A 16,363-nucleotide genomic window follows, 5' to 3' on the forward strand; every position below is an offset into this window, starting at 1 on the left:
TCACCTTTCACTGGGTAAGATTAATTTTACGGCCTTTGATCTCAACACTGTCCTTGCCAGACAGATTAAGTGATTTGACCATTTCGGCATTCATGGTCTGCCCTTTCAGCGTCAGTTCTTTTTTCACCACCAGCGCTTTTTCCTGATTATCTTGTGTGGGTTCTAGAGGTGCTTTATTTTTCGGATTGTGCATTGCCCCCAGAATGACCGGATAACGTGGATCATGTTCAAAAAAACCGACAATGACTTCGTCACCGGGTTCTGGATAAAAACAGAAACCACTTTCGTGACTGGCGTAAGGTTTCCCCAATCTGGCCCACAAGAATTCATTCGGACGATTCAGTACCGGCAGAATAATCGGAATGCGGTTCAGGGCAGCTTTGTCCTGCTGATACTTGGCGACAGTCGCAATATGGAGTTCGGTGGCATCGGGTAGCATCGGCAGATATTCCTGTTGCAAGCCAATACTCACCGTGGTTTCCCAATCAATTTGTCGGTTAAAATGGTGGCGAACCGCAGTAATGCTTGCAGTACCATCCAATTGTGAACCGAATCCCGTTAATTGAATATTGTCTCCTAACTGATAACGCCCATTACCTTTAAGCAGAAACTCTCCTGTAACAGCGGAAATGCGCTGATTCAGTAAGAGTCCCTGTGCGAGATAGCCACTTTCTTGAGTGGTTAACGGGCTGCTGTAGCGAATATCCCAGTTTGTTTTATTTAAAGATCCTAGCCTGTCAGGGGAGAGAGCTGCTTTGCCCACAGCAATACTGCTGTGGCGACCCCCTGATAACTCTTGTTGCTTATTAATATCCCAACCACTGACTTCCAACGAAGCTGGATTAAGGTAGTTATCAAATTGCCAGCTGGCATCCCTGACGAGGATATCTTTTTCCTCATCTCCACGACTTTTCAGGATATGGGTTGGATTGGATTGCAGAGTATTAGGTTGGGCAAGCTGAGCGCCTTCTATCGTGGGTAACAGCCATACACCCGTTGCCGATAACCGACACAACAGAAAATACCAGTCTGAACAACGAAACTGCACCATCTGTTCATGCTTTTGATCCAATGCCGCTATCTGCTCAAAACGTGCCTTGATACCCGCCTGATTCAACAAGGTATTCAGAATGGTTTTTTCGCTACTGGCTTTAAACAACTGCGAATGTTGAGTATCTGCCATCAGTTGCAATCGATGCCGGACAACCAGAGTCAGCAATAATTGCTTATTTTTAACCTTCAGGGAGTTACGGCTAATCTGGCCGCTAAACAGCACTGATTTTTGTCCACCGTCAATCAATTCCAGAAACAGGGTTTTCCCTGTCTGACAATGAGCCAGTTCAGCCTGTACATCCGCCTGACTAAAAGAGGAAAGTGGCCTGTCCGGTAAGCTGAGTTTCAATGTTGCGGAAGGAATGTTGTTAACACGGAAGTTGGTATCGGCATCAACGACAGCCAGCAAGAACAACTCTTTACCATCGGCAATGATTTTCAGTTGATGGTTCATCAGGAATTTCCTCTGGAGGCCTGCAATATCTCACCCGGTTGAAATCCGTTAAGATTATCTAGACCGTTCTGTGAGGCCAGTGTCAGGTAATCAACACCGCCAGACAGCGTTGATGCCGTACTGGCCGCCATCATAGCCAGTGAAACGCCATCCTGTACCCGTAGAGCAATTTGCGACGGTGATTTCAGGTTTTGTTCTGTCTCCTGTAAAACCAGACTTTCATCCGCCACCAGTGTCAGGATGACCCGTGCCCGCAAAGGTGTGGCATCACGATCAAACAAGGTATAATTCACCGACAATCCTTTCGCCCTGCCGGCAAAATAGCCGCGATTTTCCCAACGCATTTTTCCCCACTTGATTTGCAGGAATTGCGTCTCATAACTGGTGGCATCCACGCTGCACAATTGCTTGAGTTGCATTAACTGAGTTTCAATCGGAGTTTTATTGTCCGGCATTGTGGCGTCAAAAATCAGCTCAAGGGATAACCCGGCGGGCTTGGCCTGTACATAAATGTTACTCTGTTTTTCACTATTAATTGCCAGAGATTGTTGGTAATCCGTTTGGTAATCCAATTGCAGAGAATCAGGGTTATACATGGCCTGAATGGTGCCTGCCTGTATTTTTCCTTCTCTGTCTTTATAAGCGTTAATAGTCAGCTTTGCTAAACCGCGTTCAATTAAACTCATGAGCGCCACCTTTCCTCATCGCGTAATGCAGCCAGCACTTCGCGTTTAATTTTTTCAACTAAGGCTGCCTCATCCAGACTTTCCTGAATCAAAGAATAACTTTGTTGATCTGAGCCAGCTGACGGCATTGATGAAACCACTTTTGCCTGAATAATTAATTCTCTGATTTCGATTGTCATACTTTGACTCCCAGCCAGCACATATCCTGATAACGCAGTTCAAGGGTATTCACCAGAATGGCATTACTGTTCGCATCAAAATCGCTGGTCTGCCAGCGTACCGGTAAGGCATTGCTTAATATCCAACTGGATAAGGGCAATGAATTTTCGTTTAACAGCATAATCACCACATCCGCATAGGCGATATTTTCCCCACGCAATACACGGTCAAACATCAGAGTCAAAGGAGAAACTGTCATCACACCACGCTCCAGCGTTAATGTGCCGTGCTGGATCTTTTCAGCCAGATAGTTATTACGGGCGTTTTCACCGCCTTGACTGTGCTGGGTGACCTGAAGTTCCCGGTTCAGGCCAGCAATACGCTGAAAGCGGATATCCAGTGGATTAGGAATGCCATTAAAAATAAAACTTGCCATAAAACGGTGGGATACCACGGGAGTGTAAAAATCGGTCATGGTGCTCTTTCCTTTTTAAGATAAAAGCGCGCCCGTTTGGGTATCAAATACCAAACTGATCTCGATAAATTCAGCGGGAGATAATACGGCTAAGGCGACTTTCATGATCATTTTTCCTGTTCGGATATCCTCTTCGGTCATCGTTTCATTGACGCCTAACAACACAGTAAATGCCTCATCTTCCCGTGAACCGTATAACCCCCCCTGTAACCACAGTTGCCGCAACCAGTTATAACTTTGCCCCTTGCATTTCATCCATGTCAGTTCGTTATTAGGCTCAAAGATATACATGCGGGCCAATTGCGCCAGATGCACGGTGACATAAGAAACCAGACGTCGTGTTTGCAGGTAACGCCACGGCGTGTTATCTGTGTTTTCCAGTGTGCGACATCCCCATACGCGTATACCTTTGCCGGGGAAAGTACGGATCACATTGAGAGAAGTCCCATTGCTGTTAAACAATGCACTCCCCTGAAGATACGACTTAACCGGTCGGATAACCTGAGACAGGGCAATATTGGCGGGCGCTTTCCATACACCAACTTCTCTATCCGTATATTGGATAAGTGCTGCGATAGCCGCAGTAGGCGAGAGCACGATATTTTGGGAGCCGGATATATCCCGATACGCCGTTTCCAGACGAGGCCAATAGGCAGCACCCCATTGGCGATAAGCTGACGAGAGATCTTTCAAACATTCCTCTGCCTGCTTAATCCCATCCGGCGCATCCAGCAGCACAAAGAGATTAGAACGAACCTGACTCAATTGCAGCAATACCATCCAGCCTTCAGACCATAAATTGGATAAAATTTGTTGGTCATCAATTATGCTGTCATTCAGTCGAGCAATATCCGGTGCCAAAATCAGGGTAATCGGTGTTTCTGCGCCAATAGCTTCTTGCACCACGACGGAGCTTAATGCTGCCATCAGGGCTTCCGCTTCCGTTTGGGTGAAGTTTGCCGAAGGTATATTTCCTTGCAGTGGTAAAACAAAAGCCTGTTGCCCGCCATTATCAAAATAGTGCCTGACGGCCCATGCCATTAAATGATGCTCGCCAAATAGCCGGATATATTCCGCCAGATTGTCGATACGAACTGCGGTTTTTGCTTGTTGTTGATTACGGCCGCTATAACCAATAAATACAGGTACTGCGCTGGGTATTTCCTGTTGCCCTGTGGTGATGATACTTTCTGTTAAGGTAACACCCGGTTGAATTCTTTCCATCATCATCTCCTTTAATCAGGTGAGATAGGCACTGTTACGACAGTGCCTTGGGTTTAATCATGGAGATTACTGAACGATATCCTGCGTAAATTGCAGAACGATAAATTCAGCCGGTCGCACTGCGGCCAGACCAACTTGCATGATCATTTTGCCTTGTTTGATATCCGCATCAGACATGGTGATATCCTGACCGATACGGACAAAATAGGCTTCTTCCGGGGTATTTCCCATCAGAGCATTTTTTTGCCAGAGAGCATAAAGGTAGTGGTCAACGGCAACCTTGGCACGCATCCAGGTCGGTTGATTATTGGTTTCAAATAACACAGCCCGCAGTGCCTGACGGATATCACGTTCAACGGAATTGAACAAACGACGGGTAGGAATGTAACGCCAGTTGGTGTCGTTAATCTCCGTACAAGTACGGGCCCCCCAAACTATAAAACCACGGTTTGTAAATGATCGAATAACATTGATGCCCTTATCATTCATAGCACCTTGCCGATCATCATCGACTTTATCAGTCAGTCCTTTAATACCGGTAAGTGCAGTGTTGGCAGGGGCTTTCCAGACACCACGCTGGTTATCCGTTTGACAATAAATTCCGGCAATGGCGGGACTGGGAGGAAGAATAAGCTGGCGTTGTTGTTCCTGCTGTAATCTGGCATCAATATTCTGCGCCAGCGCCTCATTTTTTTTCCTGAGTTGCTCCAGATTTTTCAGCTTATCCTTACCTGATTCATCTTCGTATCCACTGATAATCACGTTCTTATCGTCAGGTAAGGCAGAGAATGTCAGGCTGGTTTCCAACTGGGGATAATAAGCGGCAATTCTGGTGCGGGTTCCCGAACTCGGTACCGATTCACCATCAGAGCTGTCTGCAATCAGAAAATAGCCCACTTTGTTATCATTGAGTAGTGAACTGGCTGCATCATAAATTTTGTTTTTGTAATCCCACTCAGCTTCCGGACAAACCAGTAGCGTTATATCCCCTTTTTGTTCAATTAATTCGGCGATGGCTGCCAAGGCCAATTCGTTATTAATATTGTTTAATGGGTAGATATAACAGGCTCCTCCCCCATTTTGAAAATAGAGCCTCAGGGCTTCTACGGCCAGAGATTGATTAATTCTCTCAATACTGTGAATCCATTTTTTGGTTTCTCCTTCAGCAACAGAAGCAGAAAGAGCCTGAACCTCAGGTGTTTCTTGCGCTTCTTTTTTTGTTCCACTATCAGAAGGGAGGCTTGATTTGATAACAATGTCTGTCACTGGCGCCAAAGAAAAAACGGAAGTAAATTCAAGCCAATTGCTGATACGGATACAGGCTTGGATTGGCTCTACCGTGTTTGGAGTAAACTTACCAATAAAAACAGGCACAGCGGTGGGACTGTTGCTGACCGACAATGCAAGGGAAGCCTCTTCTTCAATATAAACGCCGGGCGTTTTTAGATTAGCTGGCATGATAATTCCTCATCAATCAATGTGATTAACGCTGTTCTACATCTTGCGTAAATTGGAGGATGATAAATTCCGCCGGTCGAACCGCAGCCAGACCCACTTTGACTACCATTTTCCCCTGATTAATTTGGTCTGCTGTCATCGTAATTCCCTTACCAATCTGCACAAAATAAGCTTCTTCTTTGCTGCCCGCCAATCCGCCTTGTTGCCACAGGCTATGAAGATAATTGTTGATTGCTGCTCTGACACGTTCCCACGTTGGTTGGCTGTTAGGCTCAAACATGGCAAAACTCATAGCACGCTTAATATCTCGTTCAACAGTATTGAATAAACGACGCACAGGAACATAGCGCCAGTTGTCACTGTCCTCCAGCGTTCTTGCCCCCCAGACGGTGGTGCCGGTATTACTGAAAGTTCGAATCATATTGATGGCGCGCTTGGCGTTATATGCCCCCTGAACTTCATCCGTGACCAAAAATGCCGGTTCCAACCCGCCTTTCAATGCAATATTGGCAGGGGCTTTCCAGACACCACGGGAGAGATCGACAGAGGCATAAACGCCTGCCATAGCCGCACTCGGTGGAATGGTAATTTTTGCCCAATCCGCTTTCAGCCACGGGTAGTAAACAGCAGCGAATGCGGTAGCGTCATATTTACCCTTGATTGCTTCCGCATTCGTGGTAGTCAATGCTTCTTCAGGGCCATCAAAAATGGCAAATAATCCTTTTCCCGGCTGACATAAAGTTGCTGCGGCTGTTTTGATGTCTTCACCCGCAGCAACCAACAAAGTGACATCATCTAAGGTTGGAATCACTTTTTCTAAGTTACTGGTCTTGATGAGATAACAATAACCTCCGCCATTGGTAAAATAAGCCCGCAGAGAAACTGACAATTTATCTTCTGCATCAAAATTGTCTGATACTTTATTAAGATACTCCATCCAGGAATTAATTCGGAATGCAGTGTTTTCGGCAATAAAATTATTATCTTTATTCACTGCAAAAACAGGAACGGCTGTAGCACTATTGGATATAGATAGCGCCAGATTATTTAATTCTTCTATATAAACACCGGGGTAACTGGTAACTGTTATCATAAAAAATCCCTTATATGGAATGATTAACTATCAATGCCTCAATTAGCCTGCATAGTGACGCGATCGGCTGCCAGCGTAATTTCCTGAACGGCAATATCATTGCTGGTAGCATCAAAGGAAGGAGACGTTAATGAAGTAGGGAAAGCATTAGCGACATTCCAGGTCATTAATAATTCAGAACCTGCATCATTGGTTAAGCTAATGGTAATATCTTTTTTCTCAACTTGATTAAGTTGGATAGAATTAATCCAGTCAAATAACTCAGTTTTACCCGGAAAAACACCTTTACGCAGGGTAATATTAATAGGTTGATGTTGGCCTGGCATTTTGAACCAATTACCTACACCATCACGGTACTCTATGGTGTCATAAGTAATATCCAGACCTGAAACGCTATTGAATGGGATCTGTTCACCGCCAACAGAAACAACAAAACGATAAGAAGGAATAGGATATTCAACAGCAATTTGAGACGTACTTGTAGACATAATAGCCTCTCTTTAAATAAAAGTGGTTATGGTTGATTAAATTACATAGGATGTAGAAAAATATTTATTTAGATAAAGCTACCGCCACAAAATGAAAGTAAACTTTCTTCTGAAAAAATTTTTGTAGCGTTGTTAGTTTTATATCGGCATTGATCGTGCCGAAAATTTTATATTGAGTACATTGCCAATAATGCAAATTGCTTTTTATGCAAATTTACTTTTTCGAATTAATAAATTAATTTCCGTGTCGTTTAATAACATTTAATAACCATCAAAAATGATTTAATGAATAAATTGAAAACACCAATCAAAAATTAACCCGAAATAAAATTAATCATAAATGGAAACTAGAGTGTGATAATTTAGGTATGATGAAAATAAATGGAGGAATTAAACCGGGAAGAAATTTGAAGTATTAAATTATTAAATTGTTTTTCTTTTGTTAAAGAAAAATACCGACCTTAAAGATCGGCATGTTTATTTAAAAAAACCAATTACAATGGCATACGATATTCAATCATACCTGACTTTTCAGCCACCCAGTTATAAAGGCGTTGACCACGCAAATTCGTTTCATGAGTATGCCAGTATAACCGCCCACAATGTTGTTTTTGGGCTTCATATTGAACAAATTCAATCAGCTTTTTACCGATATGACGCCCTCTGAACTCCGGTGAAACAAAGAGATCTTCAAGATAACAAAAATCAGTTTCAGACCATGTAGCACGGTGATAAAGGTAATGAACAAAACCAAGTATTTGGTCGCCCTCTAACGCGACCGCACAGTGCATGGGTTCTTTTACATCAAAAAATCTGGCCCACGTCTTTTCAGTAATATTTTTCGCTAAATTAACTTTATAAAAATCCTGATATGCCTGCCAATAAACCAACCATTGTGAATAATGTTCAGGAGAAACAAATTCAACAGTAACCGGTAATAAGTTATTGCTCATGATAACGCCCCTTAAATAAAAGCTATACTATTTGATTTTTATCGTAAAAATCATAATGACTAAGTGATGAAGCAATATTACAATTCAATCTGGTACTTAACCCAAATTCTTGATAAGGAATTTGGGTTAAGTAATTCTCAGTTCTTTGCTTAATAATTCCAAGACAATATCTACTTTAGGTAATAATTGTCGCCCAACTGGCCATACTAAATGAAGTGGTAATCCATCAGTTGTTAATTCCGGCAATACTGTAATTAATTCACCGCGCTTTATATCATCACGCACTATCCATGTTGCTAACTGTGCAATACCATATCCTGCTTTAACCGCACTTACCTGAGCTTCACCATTACCAACAATGATCCGGCCTTCCATCGTTTTACGTTCAACTAATCCTGCATGATTAGTAATCAACCAAGGGCTGGTACTTCCATCGGCCTTACCATAAAGTACAGAATCATGACGAATCAACTCATTTACCGATGTTGGTGTACCATATTTAGCCAGATAAGCAGGGGAAGCGCAGAAAATCAGGCGCTCGCTACCAAGATACCGATGTCCCAGTGAAGAAGGCCAATGCTCCGGGCCGCCAATTCGCACCGCTATATCAATACCTTCGTCAATTAAATCAACAAACCGATCAGTGAGCGAAACATGTGGTTGTAAGTGAGGATACTGCTCTGTAAGACTTAATAATAGTGGCCAAACATTCAACCGGCCAAATGTCGCTGGCGCATCTAACCGCAGCCGACCCACGGGTTCTCGGAATCGGGTACTGAGAACAATCTCTGCTTCTTTCAAATCAGCAAGTACACGAACACAAGTACGGTAGAAAGCACTTCCTGCATCTGTCAGCGCCAATCTGCGAGTTGTACGTTCAAACAGACGTGTACCCAGTCGCTCTTCCAAACGAGCCACACTCTTGCTGATTGCAGAGTTAGTTAAGTTTAATCGCTGCCCTGCCGCAGTGAAACTTCCTGTATCTACCGTGACGACAAAAGCTTCTATACCTTTAAAACGTTCGAAAGGTGTCATATCAAAACTCTATTATGGATTTAAATTCCATAATAGTATGAAAATAAACCAAATATAAGATTTATTTTTTCCAATAAACTAGGTAGAACCTTTGAACTGTGTAGGAGCTTTTAATGTCTTCTTATTCAACAGCAATTACTACAAAATCGGCCAATCGGAGCCGTTTTTCTATTACTATTCTGGCTATCGCAGCTTTTGTTATAGTAACTACTGAATATTTAATCGTCGGGCTTTTACCGGCTTTAGCACGGGATCTGAATGTTTCAATTTCAGTTGCCGGACAACTTGTTACGCTGTTTGCATTTACGGTGATGTTGTGTGGGCCAGTGCTAACGGTCTTACTGTCTCATATAGAACGAAAGAGACTATTCGTTACCATTCTACTGATCTTTGCTGCTACAAATGCTCTGGCTGCTATTGCTCCTAATATCTGGGTGCTTGCTGTTGCCCGATTTATTCCGGCCCTAATGTTGCCTGTCTTCTGGGGAACAGCCAGTGAAACCGCCGGGCAAATAGTTGGCCCTAAACTTGCGGGCCGTGCCATATCACAAGTTTATCTGGGCATCTCTGCTGCATTATTATTAGGTATCCCATTAGGTACTCTTGCATCAGATTATATCGGATGGCGAGGTACATTCTGGGGATTAGCAGGCATGTCCTTTTTAATGGCAATCCTCATGTTAATCTTCATGCCGACCATTGCGCTGCCAGAAAAACTCAGGATTAAAGAACAAATAATTATTCTAAAAAATCCTCAATTTGTAGCCAATGTTATTCTATCTGTAGTTATCTTTACTGCCATGTTTACAGCTTATACGTATTTAGCCGATACATTAGAGCGTATAGCCGGAGTAAAACCAGCATATGTCGGGTGGTGGTTAATGGGGTTTGGGGCTATTGGATTAATCGGCAACTGGCTAGGTGGTCGTTTTGTAGATCGTAATCCGCTCGGTATTACGATGATATTCACATTACTGTTGAGTATAGGAATGGTTTGCAGCGTTCTTCTATCCGGCTCTTTATTTCAGCTAGGGTTATCTTTGTCACTATGGGGTATAGCTTACACAGCCTTGTTTCCCATCTGTCAGGTTCGGGTTATGAAATCTGCTTCACATGCACAGGCGCTAGCGGGTACTTTGAATGTTTCCGCCGCTAATGCCGGTACTGGTTTAGGAGCAATCATTGGTGGATTAGTGATTTCTGAGTGGGGATTAAGCAATATCGGCTATGTAGCAGCCGGTATTGCTGCAATAGCTATTTTCATGATGCCGTGGGTAGCCCGACAAAGACATTAGGTATTTATGTTCAAGGTCAATCAGACTTGATTGACCTTGTCACTCTAACGTTGCCTCTTTAATTTTTAAACCCTATTTCTTTTAATTTAAAAGACTGACATAAACTGGATTTAACTTTTCCATTTACTTATTGATAAAAAAATATAAAAATATAGCCGCTTAATCATGGAGAAGATTAATATGAAGCAATATCTATTAATAACTACAAGTCTATTATTATCCTTATTTTTAGTCTTTGGTGTCACTCCAACACTATTTTCAGCTAAAAGTGATTTATCTGTAGTTATAGCAATTATCATTATTTTATTTGTGGTGCCTGCAATCCTCTATTTCACCATCAAAAAACTAATAAAATGGAGTAAAAATAAATGAATATTAGAAAGGGAATTATTAAAACAATATTAGTTTCACTTATTGCAGTAGGATTAGCTGGCTGTGAGCGGGCGAAGGTACCCGCCGGAAATGTAGGGATCAAAGTCGATTTGTATGGTTCAGATAAGGGAGTACAAAACGAAAAATTAGGTACAGGGAAATATTGGCTAAGTTGGAACGAGGAAGTTTATTTGTTTCCTCTATTTAAGCAATTACACCAATATCAAGATCCGTTTTTGTTTCAAACATCCGATTCTATGTCAGTCAGCGCATCTGTTGGCATAGAATATCGCGTAATAGAAGACAAAGTCGTTGAAGTATTTAAGACTTATCGAGCCGGTGTTAAAGAAATTACCGATAGCAATATCCGCCAATTAATTGCTGACTCTTTAATCAATCATGGCTCAAAAATGGATATTGATAAATTATCTTCTGGTGGAAAAACGCAATTACTGGAGTCAGTAACAACTGACTTGCGTAAACAATTGGAGCCTGTAGGTATTGAGATCCAGAAAGTGAGCTGGCTTGGTAAAATGGATTATCCAAATGAAGTGATTGATGCAATCAATAAGAAAAACAGAGCCGTTCAAGAAGCGCAGATGCGTAAAAATGAGGTTGAGCGCTCTAAAGCGGAAGCCGATAAAATGATTGAAGAAGCTCGTGGACAAGCGGAATCCATCAGGTTAAAAGCGCTGGCTGAAGCGGATGCCATCGCATTACGCGGTGAAGCACTCCGTAAAAACCCAGAAGTTTTGCAACTGGAAGCCGTAAATAAATGGGATGGCGTAATGCCTCAATATTTAGGCAGCGGTGCTCCTATGCCATTCCTTCAGGTAGAGAAAAAGAAATAATCAATAAAAAAGGAAGGCGCTTTTCGCGCCTTTTGAATTTGATGCATTTCCTAATATTTTCATTACATTAAAATACGATCTCACTTCTTTTCGATAGTTTTACTGTTTTGCTTTTTCGTGCTCTAAACAGAGGGAAAAAGCCTATTAGAGAAAATAAAAACCCAAAGAGTGAAAAAACAAGAGTAATACCATAAAGACTAGAAAAATTATTTAATTGAGCATTGGCAGGATTATCTTTCAAATAGATAACCTCTAATTTTTCACCAATTTTATAGCTGGCTGGATTACTTCCGGAAGAAGAGGTAAATTGAACTTCCTTACCTTCTTTAGTTGTAAAATTAATAACCGGATGATAATATCTGCTCTCTTTTTTTCCTTTAGACTTATTTGAATTTGAGATATGTAACTTTAATTCAGTTACAACTCCCGTTGTTTTCACTCCGTCCAACATAAGCCCTACTGTTGATTTAGCAGAATGAAATGCACCAATAAGAAATAAAACTCCAACAAATGCCACTAATCCTAAAAGAATTTTATATTTAGTTTCCATAAATCTCTTTTATTCCTTATTATTCACTTTTGTGGAAAAATTTATCTTTATTATCCAATATAAATTCTTTCTTCCGGTAATAAACTTTGGGCTAAATCCAACTGATTATTTTTTACCAACTCATGGATGTGATGTACTGTGTCGGTGATATCAGTGATATTGCTAATCCAATGATTAACATAGTTTTCAACAGCCTGATTCCGTAACCCGATTTGGATTGTCCTCTGCTCTAATTTGTTCAATGAGATATCCCTTTCCGGATCCCACTGAATAACAACATCACTGTGTTGTACTTTCTTTTTCCAGACATCCCTTGAATCAGAGAATTCAGAATGATAGTGGCTAATAACGCCTTGCTGGATAATTTCCCGGAATCCTTCATGGGTAATATCAATTGCTAAAATGCGTTTTTGCCCCTCGTCTTTCATCCCCCAGCCGGATCGGTACATCATCCATAAAAATGAGGGTTTGATCCATGTCATGCGTGTCATACTAAAAGGAGGAGAAACGAAAGTGTTATTTTGTATAGCGCTATCAGCAATTGAATCTGAAAATGCCTGATATACCCGGATATATTGTTCGGTGTAAAATGCTCGAATCGGATTATCTTTATATGAAAACATATTATCCTTTATTACTATAACTTAATTTATTATTTAATTAAAAAAATCAATTCAGCCAACTCTAATAACCTATGGTATATCAGGTATATTATGAATAAAAGAATAAATAGAACAGTAGAAATAAAATAATGATAGGTAAACCCCATTTAAAATAATGAGGTTTACCGTAAATTAAGAAATGAGATTATCTAGCCCCACCAATTGTCGCCGTCATTCTTATCTGGCGATTATCGGTAATTTCAAGATTAGAAAGTACAACCAATCGAGGCAGTATGCGACGCAAGAAACGTGACAATAATGGGCGCAGCGCATGGTTGACCAACAGTACCGGTGGGGCTCCCAACATTTCCTGACGCTCCAGCGCTTCTGCCGCCTGACGCTCCAGACTTTCAGCCAGCCCCGGCTCCAGTCCGCCACCGCCCTGTAATGCCTGAAGCAAAATACGCTCAAGATTTGCATCCAGACCAATCACCTTGATTTCATCCACGCCTGGGAACCATTGCTGAGCGATGGCTCTGCCCAGTGCAATTCGGATGGCAGCGGTCAGTTCATAAGGGTCAGTCTGTACCGGTGCATGTTCCGCCAGCGTTTCAATAACCGTTCGCATATCACGAATTGGTACTTGTTCCGACAACAGATTTTGCAGAACCTTATGTAAGGTCGTCAGACTGACAACATCAGGAATAAAGTTTTCTGTCAGTTTCGGCATTTCCTGACTCACACGTTCAAACAGTTGCTGTGCTTCATGTCTGCCGAACAGTTCACTGGAGTGCTGAGACAATAAATGGTTAAGATGTGTAGCCACAACTGTACTTGCCGCCACCACGGTATAACCCTGTACCTGAGCCTGTTCCCTTAAACTGTCATCAATCCAGACAGCAGGCAGACCAAAGGCCGGATCTTTCGTCAGATCGCCCTGTAAATCACCGACTGCTCCGCCCGGATTAATGGCCAGCCAACGTCCCGGATGAGCTTCACCACGACCAATTTCTACCCCTTTCATCATGATGCGGTAGCTTGCTGGTGCAAGTTCAAGGTTGTCGCGAATATGGACGACAGGTGGTAAATAACCCACTTCCTGTGCGAATTTTTTTCGGATACCACTGATACGGCCAAGTAACTCGCCATTCTGACGAAAATCAACCATCGGGATCAAACGATAACCCACTTCCATTCCCAGTGGGTCTTCCAGTTGAACATCAGACCATGAAGCTTCAGCGGTTTGCTGTTGTTCTTCCACCGCTTTCATCTCTTCATGTTGTGCCGTAAGCGGATCTTTATCCTTACGCAGCAGGAAGTAACCGACTCCCGCTAATGCAGCCGTGAACAACAAGAAGACAAAGTTAGGCATTCCCGGAACTAAACCCAGTAAACCTAATACACCCGCACTCAACATTAAAACTTTAGGGTTGTTGAAAAGCTGAGTCACCATCTGCTGACCAACATCTTCGTCAGTCGCTACGCGGGTAACGATAACACCCGCAGCGGTAGAGATGATCAGCGCCGGTAACTGTGCAACCAAGCCGTCACCAATGGTCAGCAACGTATAGGCTTCCGCAGCATCACCCAAGCTCATATTGTGCTGGGCAACACCAACAATTAAACCACCGATGATATTGATCACCAGAATCATTAATCCGGCTATGGCATCTCCGCGCACGAATTTACTCGCACCATCCATTGAACCGTAGAAATCGGCTTCTTGTGTCACTTCTGCACGGCGTTTTTTCGCTTCATCTTCACCAATCAAGCCAGCATTCAAATCAGCATCAATCGCCATCTGTTTACCGGGCATTCCATCCAGTACAAAGCGTGCACCGACTTCGGCGATACGCCCTGCACCTTTGGTGATAACCATAAAGTTAATCAGGATCAGAATGACGAACACAACAATACCAATGGCAAAATTACCACCGACAAGGAAGTGCCCAAAGGCTTCTACCACCTGCCCTGCCGCCGCTGATCCCGTATGTCCTTCCATCAGAATGATACGCGTAGAAGCAACGTTCAGCGACAGACGCAATAACGTCGAAAACAGCAGGATCGTCGGAAAAGCCGCAAAATCCAGTGTCCGACGCGTAAACATCGCCACCAGCAAGACCATGATGGAAAGTGCAATGTTGAATGTGAACAGGAGATCGAGCAGAAATGGTGGTAACGGTAGTACCATCATCGACAGGATCATGAGGATCAGTACAGGCCCCGCAAGCATTTGCCACTCGGAGCCTTTCATATTCCCCGGTAAACGATTCCCTGATAAACGTAATAATGAGGCCAGATTAGCCATGACGATTATTTTCTCCAGCAAAATCCAGTGCTGGCGGCACTGGCAGATTTTCAGGTGTTTTTGGTTTCAGGCCACCTTCCCGTTTCCAACGTTTCAATTGGTAAACCCAGGCAAGCACTTCAGCAACGGCAGCATAAAGTGCTGCCGGAATAAAGCCCCCCACTTCAGCATGGCGGAATAACGCCCTTGCTAACGGAGGTGCTTCCAATAACGGAATTCGATTTTCCGCACCAATCTCTTTGATACGCAAAGCAATAAGCCCAGCCCCTTTCGCCAATACTTTAGGCGCGCCCATTTTGTTACTGTCATACTGTAAAGCTACTGCGTAGTGAGTCGGGTTCGTGACAATGACATCCGCTTTCGGCACATCCGCCATCATGCGCTTACGTGCAGCCGCACGCTGCTGTTGGCGAATCCGCGCTTTTACATGTGGATCCCCTTCCTGCTCCTTAAATTCATCCTTGATCTCCTGACGGGTCATTCTCAGTTTTTTCAGGTGGCTGCGGATCTGATAAAGCACGTCAAACGCCACCATCGGTATCAACATAAACAGCACAATGTAGCCTGCAAAAATCAGCATCATCATGGCATCACTCAATGCCACCAGCGGTGGTTGAGTTGTCAGGTTCAGCATGGCAGGCCAATTTGCCCAGATAAATAGTGCAGCCCCTCCTCCTACCAATGATGCTTTCAGAATTGCCTTGAATAACTCCGCTAACGCATTCATGGAGAAGATCTTCTTCAGGCCAGCAACCGGATTCAGTTTAGTCAGATCAAATTTGATGGATTTTGAACTGAATATCAGCCCACCCATTAACGTTGGTGCGCTCAGGGCAATCAAGACCAATCCGGTAAACACGGGCAATACTGCCCAGACAGCCTGTTTCAACAAGCGACCAACCTGTTGCACCATCTGTTTATCATTACTGACCATGTTATGGTCAAAATTAAAGCCTTCGAATACCATCAATGAAAGTTCGTGTGTGATCGATTGCCCGCTCATCCAGAGCAGACTGACACCTCCCGCTAACATCAGGATAGAAGTGAGTTCCTTCGAACGCGCTATCTGCCCCTCTTTTCGAGCTTTTTCCCGTTTATGGGGCGTGGGTTCTTCGGTTTTTTCGAGATCGCTATCTTCAGCCACAGCTTTCCTTGGTGAGCATTCGTTATTGCATGCAGGAAATCAGCCCTCAACAAACTTCAGCAAAGGGCAAATAAAATATCGTTAAGCATGACAAAAGCGGCGAAATTCAATGGCGGGAACACTGCGGAATTTGCGGGGATATTTGGGGCATTATACGCCCCAT

At 43.1% G+C, this 16,363-nt stretch carries 17 protein-coding genes; 3 read left to right on the forward strand and 14 right to left on the reverse strand.

Annotated elements, in window-relative coordinates:
• Positions 1–7: 7 nt before the first annotated feature.
• The 10 genes from AAC855_RS05390 to AAC855_RS05435 form a co-directional block, all read right to left on the reverse strand.
• Entirely contained in the window at positions 8–1,507 is a 1,500-nt protein-coding gene (locus AAC855_RS05390) for a phage baseplate assembly protein V (protein ID WP_340608608.1), read from the reverse strand.
• Positions 1,507–2,193: a CIS tube protein gene (locus AAC855_RS05395; protein WP_340608609.1), complete on the reverse strand. Its 687-nt coding sequence runs from the start codon at positions 2,191–2,193 to the stop codon at positions 1,507–1,509. Before AAC855_RS05395 ends, AAC855_RS05390 begins: the two co-directional genes overlap by 1 nt.
• Complete coding sequence (locus tag AAC855_RS05400; protein ID WP_340608610.1) at positions 2,190–2,372, reverse strand: DUF5908 family protein; 183 nt, start codon at positions 2,370–2,372, stop codon at positions 2,190–2,192. Before AAC855_RS05400 ends, AAC855_RS05395 begins: the two co-directional genes overlap by 4 nt.
• The gene (locus AAC855_RS05405) at positions 2,369–2,827 is read right to left on the reverse strand and encodes a phage tail protein (protein WP_340608611.1); all 459 of its coding nucleotides are present in this window, start codon (positions 2,825–2,827) and stop codon (positions 2,369–2,371) included. Before AAC855_RS05405 ends, AAC855_RS05400 begins: the two co-directional genes overlap by 4 nt.
• 15 nt (positions 2,828–2,842) lie before the next feature.
• Positions 2,843–4,051 (reverse strand): phage tail sheath family protein, encoded by a 1,209-nt coding sequence (locus AAC855_RS05410; RefSeq protein WP_340608612.1) that lies wholly within the window; start codon positions 4,049–4,051, stop codon positions 2,843–2,845.
• A 66-nt stretch (positions 4,052–4,117) separates the two neighbouring features.
• Positions 4,118–5,509, reverse strand: a complete 1,392-nt coding sequence (locus tag AAC855_RS05415) for a phage tail sheath family protein (protein WP_340608613.1) — start codon at positions 5,507–5,509, stop codon at positions 4,118–4,120.
• Positions 5,510–5,534: 25 nt separating this feature from the next.
• Entirely contained in the window at positions 5,535–6,602 is a 1,068-nt protein-coding gene (locus AAC855_RS05420; protein ID WP_340608614.1) for a phage tail sheath family protein, read from the reverse strand.
• A 38-nt stretch (positions 6,603–6,640) separates the two neighbouring features.
• Complete coding sequence (locus tag AAC855_RS05425) at positions 6,641–7,090, reverse strand: phage tail protein (RefSeq protein WP_340608615.1); 450 nt, start codon at positions 7,088–7,090, stop codon at positions 6,641–6,643.
• Positions 7,091–7,584: 494 nt separating this feature from the next.
• Positions 7,585–8,043: a GNAT family N-acetyltransferase gene (locus AAC855_RS05430; RefSeq protein WP_340608616.1), complete on the reverse strand. Its 459-nt coding sequence runs from the start codon at positions 8,041–8,043 to the stop codon at positions 7,585–7,587.
• Between the two features lie 126 nt (positions 8,044–8,169).
• Positions 8,170–9,078, reverse strand: a complete 909-nt coding sequence (locus tag AAC855_RS05435; RefSeq protein WP_340608617.1) for a LysR family transcriptional regulator — start codon at positions 9,076–9,078, stop codon at positions 8,170–8,172.
• Positions 9,079–9,191: 113 nt separating this feature from the next.
• Here AAC855_RS05435 and AAC855_RS05440 point away from each other — a divergent pair, with 113 nt between their 5' ends.
• The 3 genes from AAC855_RS05440 (at position 9,192) to AAC855_RS05450 (ending at position 11,596) form a co-directional block, all read left to right on the forward strand.
• Positions 9,192–10,373 carry an MFS transporter gene (locus AAC855_RS05440; protein ID WP_340608618.1) on the forward strand — a complete coding sequence of 394 codons (1,182 nt, stop codon included), beginning with the start codon at positions 9,192–9,194 and terminating at the stop codon, positions 10,371–10,373.
• Positions 10,374–10,553: 180 nt separating this feature from the next.
• Positions 10,554–10,745 (forward strand): hypothetical protein, encoded by a 192-nt coding sequence (locus AAC855_RS05445; protein WP_340608619.1) that lies wholly within the window; start codon positions 10,554–10,556, stop codon positions 10,743–10,745.
• On the forward strand, positions 10,742–11,596 hold the full coding sequence (locus tag AAC855_RS05450; RefSeq protein ID WP_340608620.1) for an SPFH domain-containing protein: 855 nt from the start codon (positions 10,742–10,744) through the stop codon (positions 11,594–11,596). The genes AAC855_RS05445 and AAC855_RS05450 overlap by 4 nt, the downstream gene beginning before the upstream one ends.
• Positions 11,597–11,663: 67 nt before the next feature.
• Here the strand turns inward: AAC855_RS05450 and AAC855_RS05455 are convergent, their stop codons facing one another.
• The 4 genes from AAC855_RS05455 to flhB all read right to left on the reverse strand — a co-directional run bounded on the left by AAC855_RS05455 (position 11,664) and on the right by flhB (position 16,200).
• Entirely contained in the window at positions 11,664–12,146 is a 483-nt protein-coding gene (locus AAC855_RS05455; protein WP_340608621.1) for a DUF3592 domain-containing protein, read from the reverse strand.
• Positions 12,147–12,196: 50 nt separating this feature from the next.
• Positions 12,197–12,769, reverse strand: a complete 573-nt coding sequence (locus AAC855_RS05460) for a DUF4291 domain-containing protein (protein ID WP_340608622.1) — start codon at positions 12,767–12,769, stop codon at positions 12,197–12,199.
• A 184-nt stretch (positions 12,770–12,953) separates the two neighbouring features.
• Positions 12,954–15,056 (reverse strand): flagellar biosynthesis protein FlhA, encoded by a 2,103-nt coding sequence (gene flhA / locus AAC855_RS05465; RefSeq protein WP_340608623.1) that lies wholly within the window; start codon positions 15,054–15,056, stop codon positions 12,954–12,956.
• Positions 15,049–16,200, reverse strand: coding sequence for a flagellar biosynthesis protein FlhB (gene flhB, locus AAC855_RS05470; RefSeq protein ID WP_340608624.1), 1,152 nt, complete (start codon positions 16,198–16,200; stop codon positions 15,049–15,051). The genes flhA and flhB overlap by 8 nt, the downstream gene beginning before the upstream one ends.
• Positions 16,201–16,363 lie beyond the last annotated feature (163 nt).

Origin of the sequence: Xenorhabdus bharatensis, assembly GCF_037996705.1 — a bacterium.
GTDB classification, from domain to species: Bacteria; Pseudomonadota; Gammaproteobacteria; order Enterobacterales; family Enterobacteriaceae; genus Xenorhabdus; species Xenorhabdus bharatensis.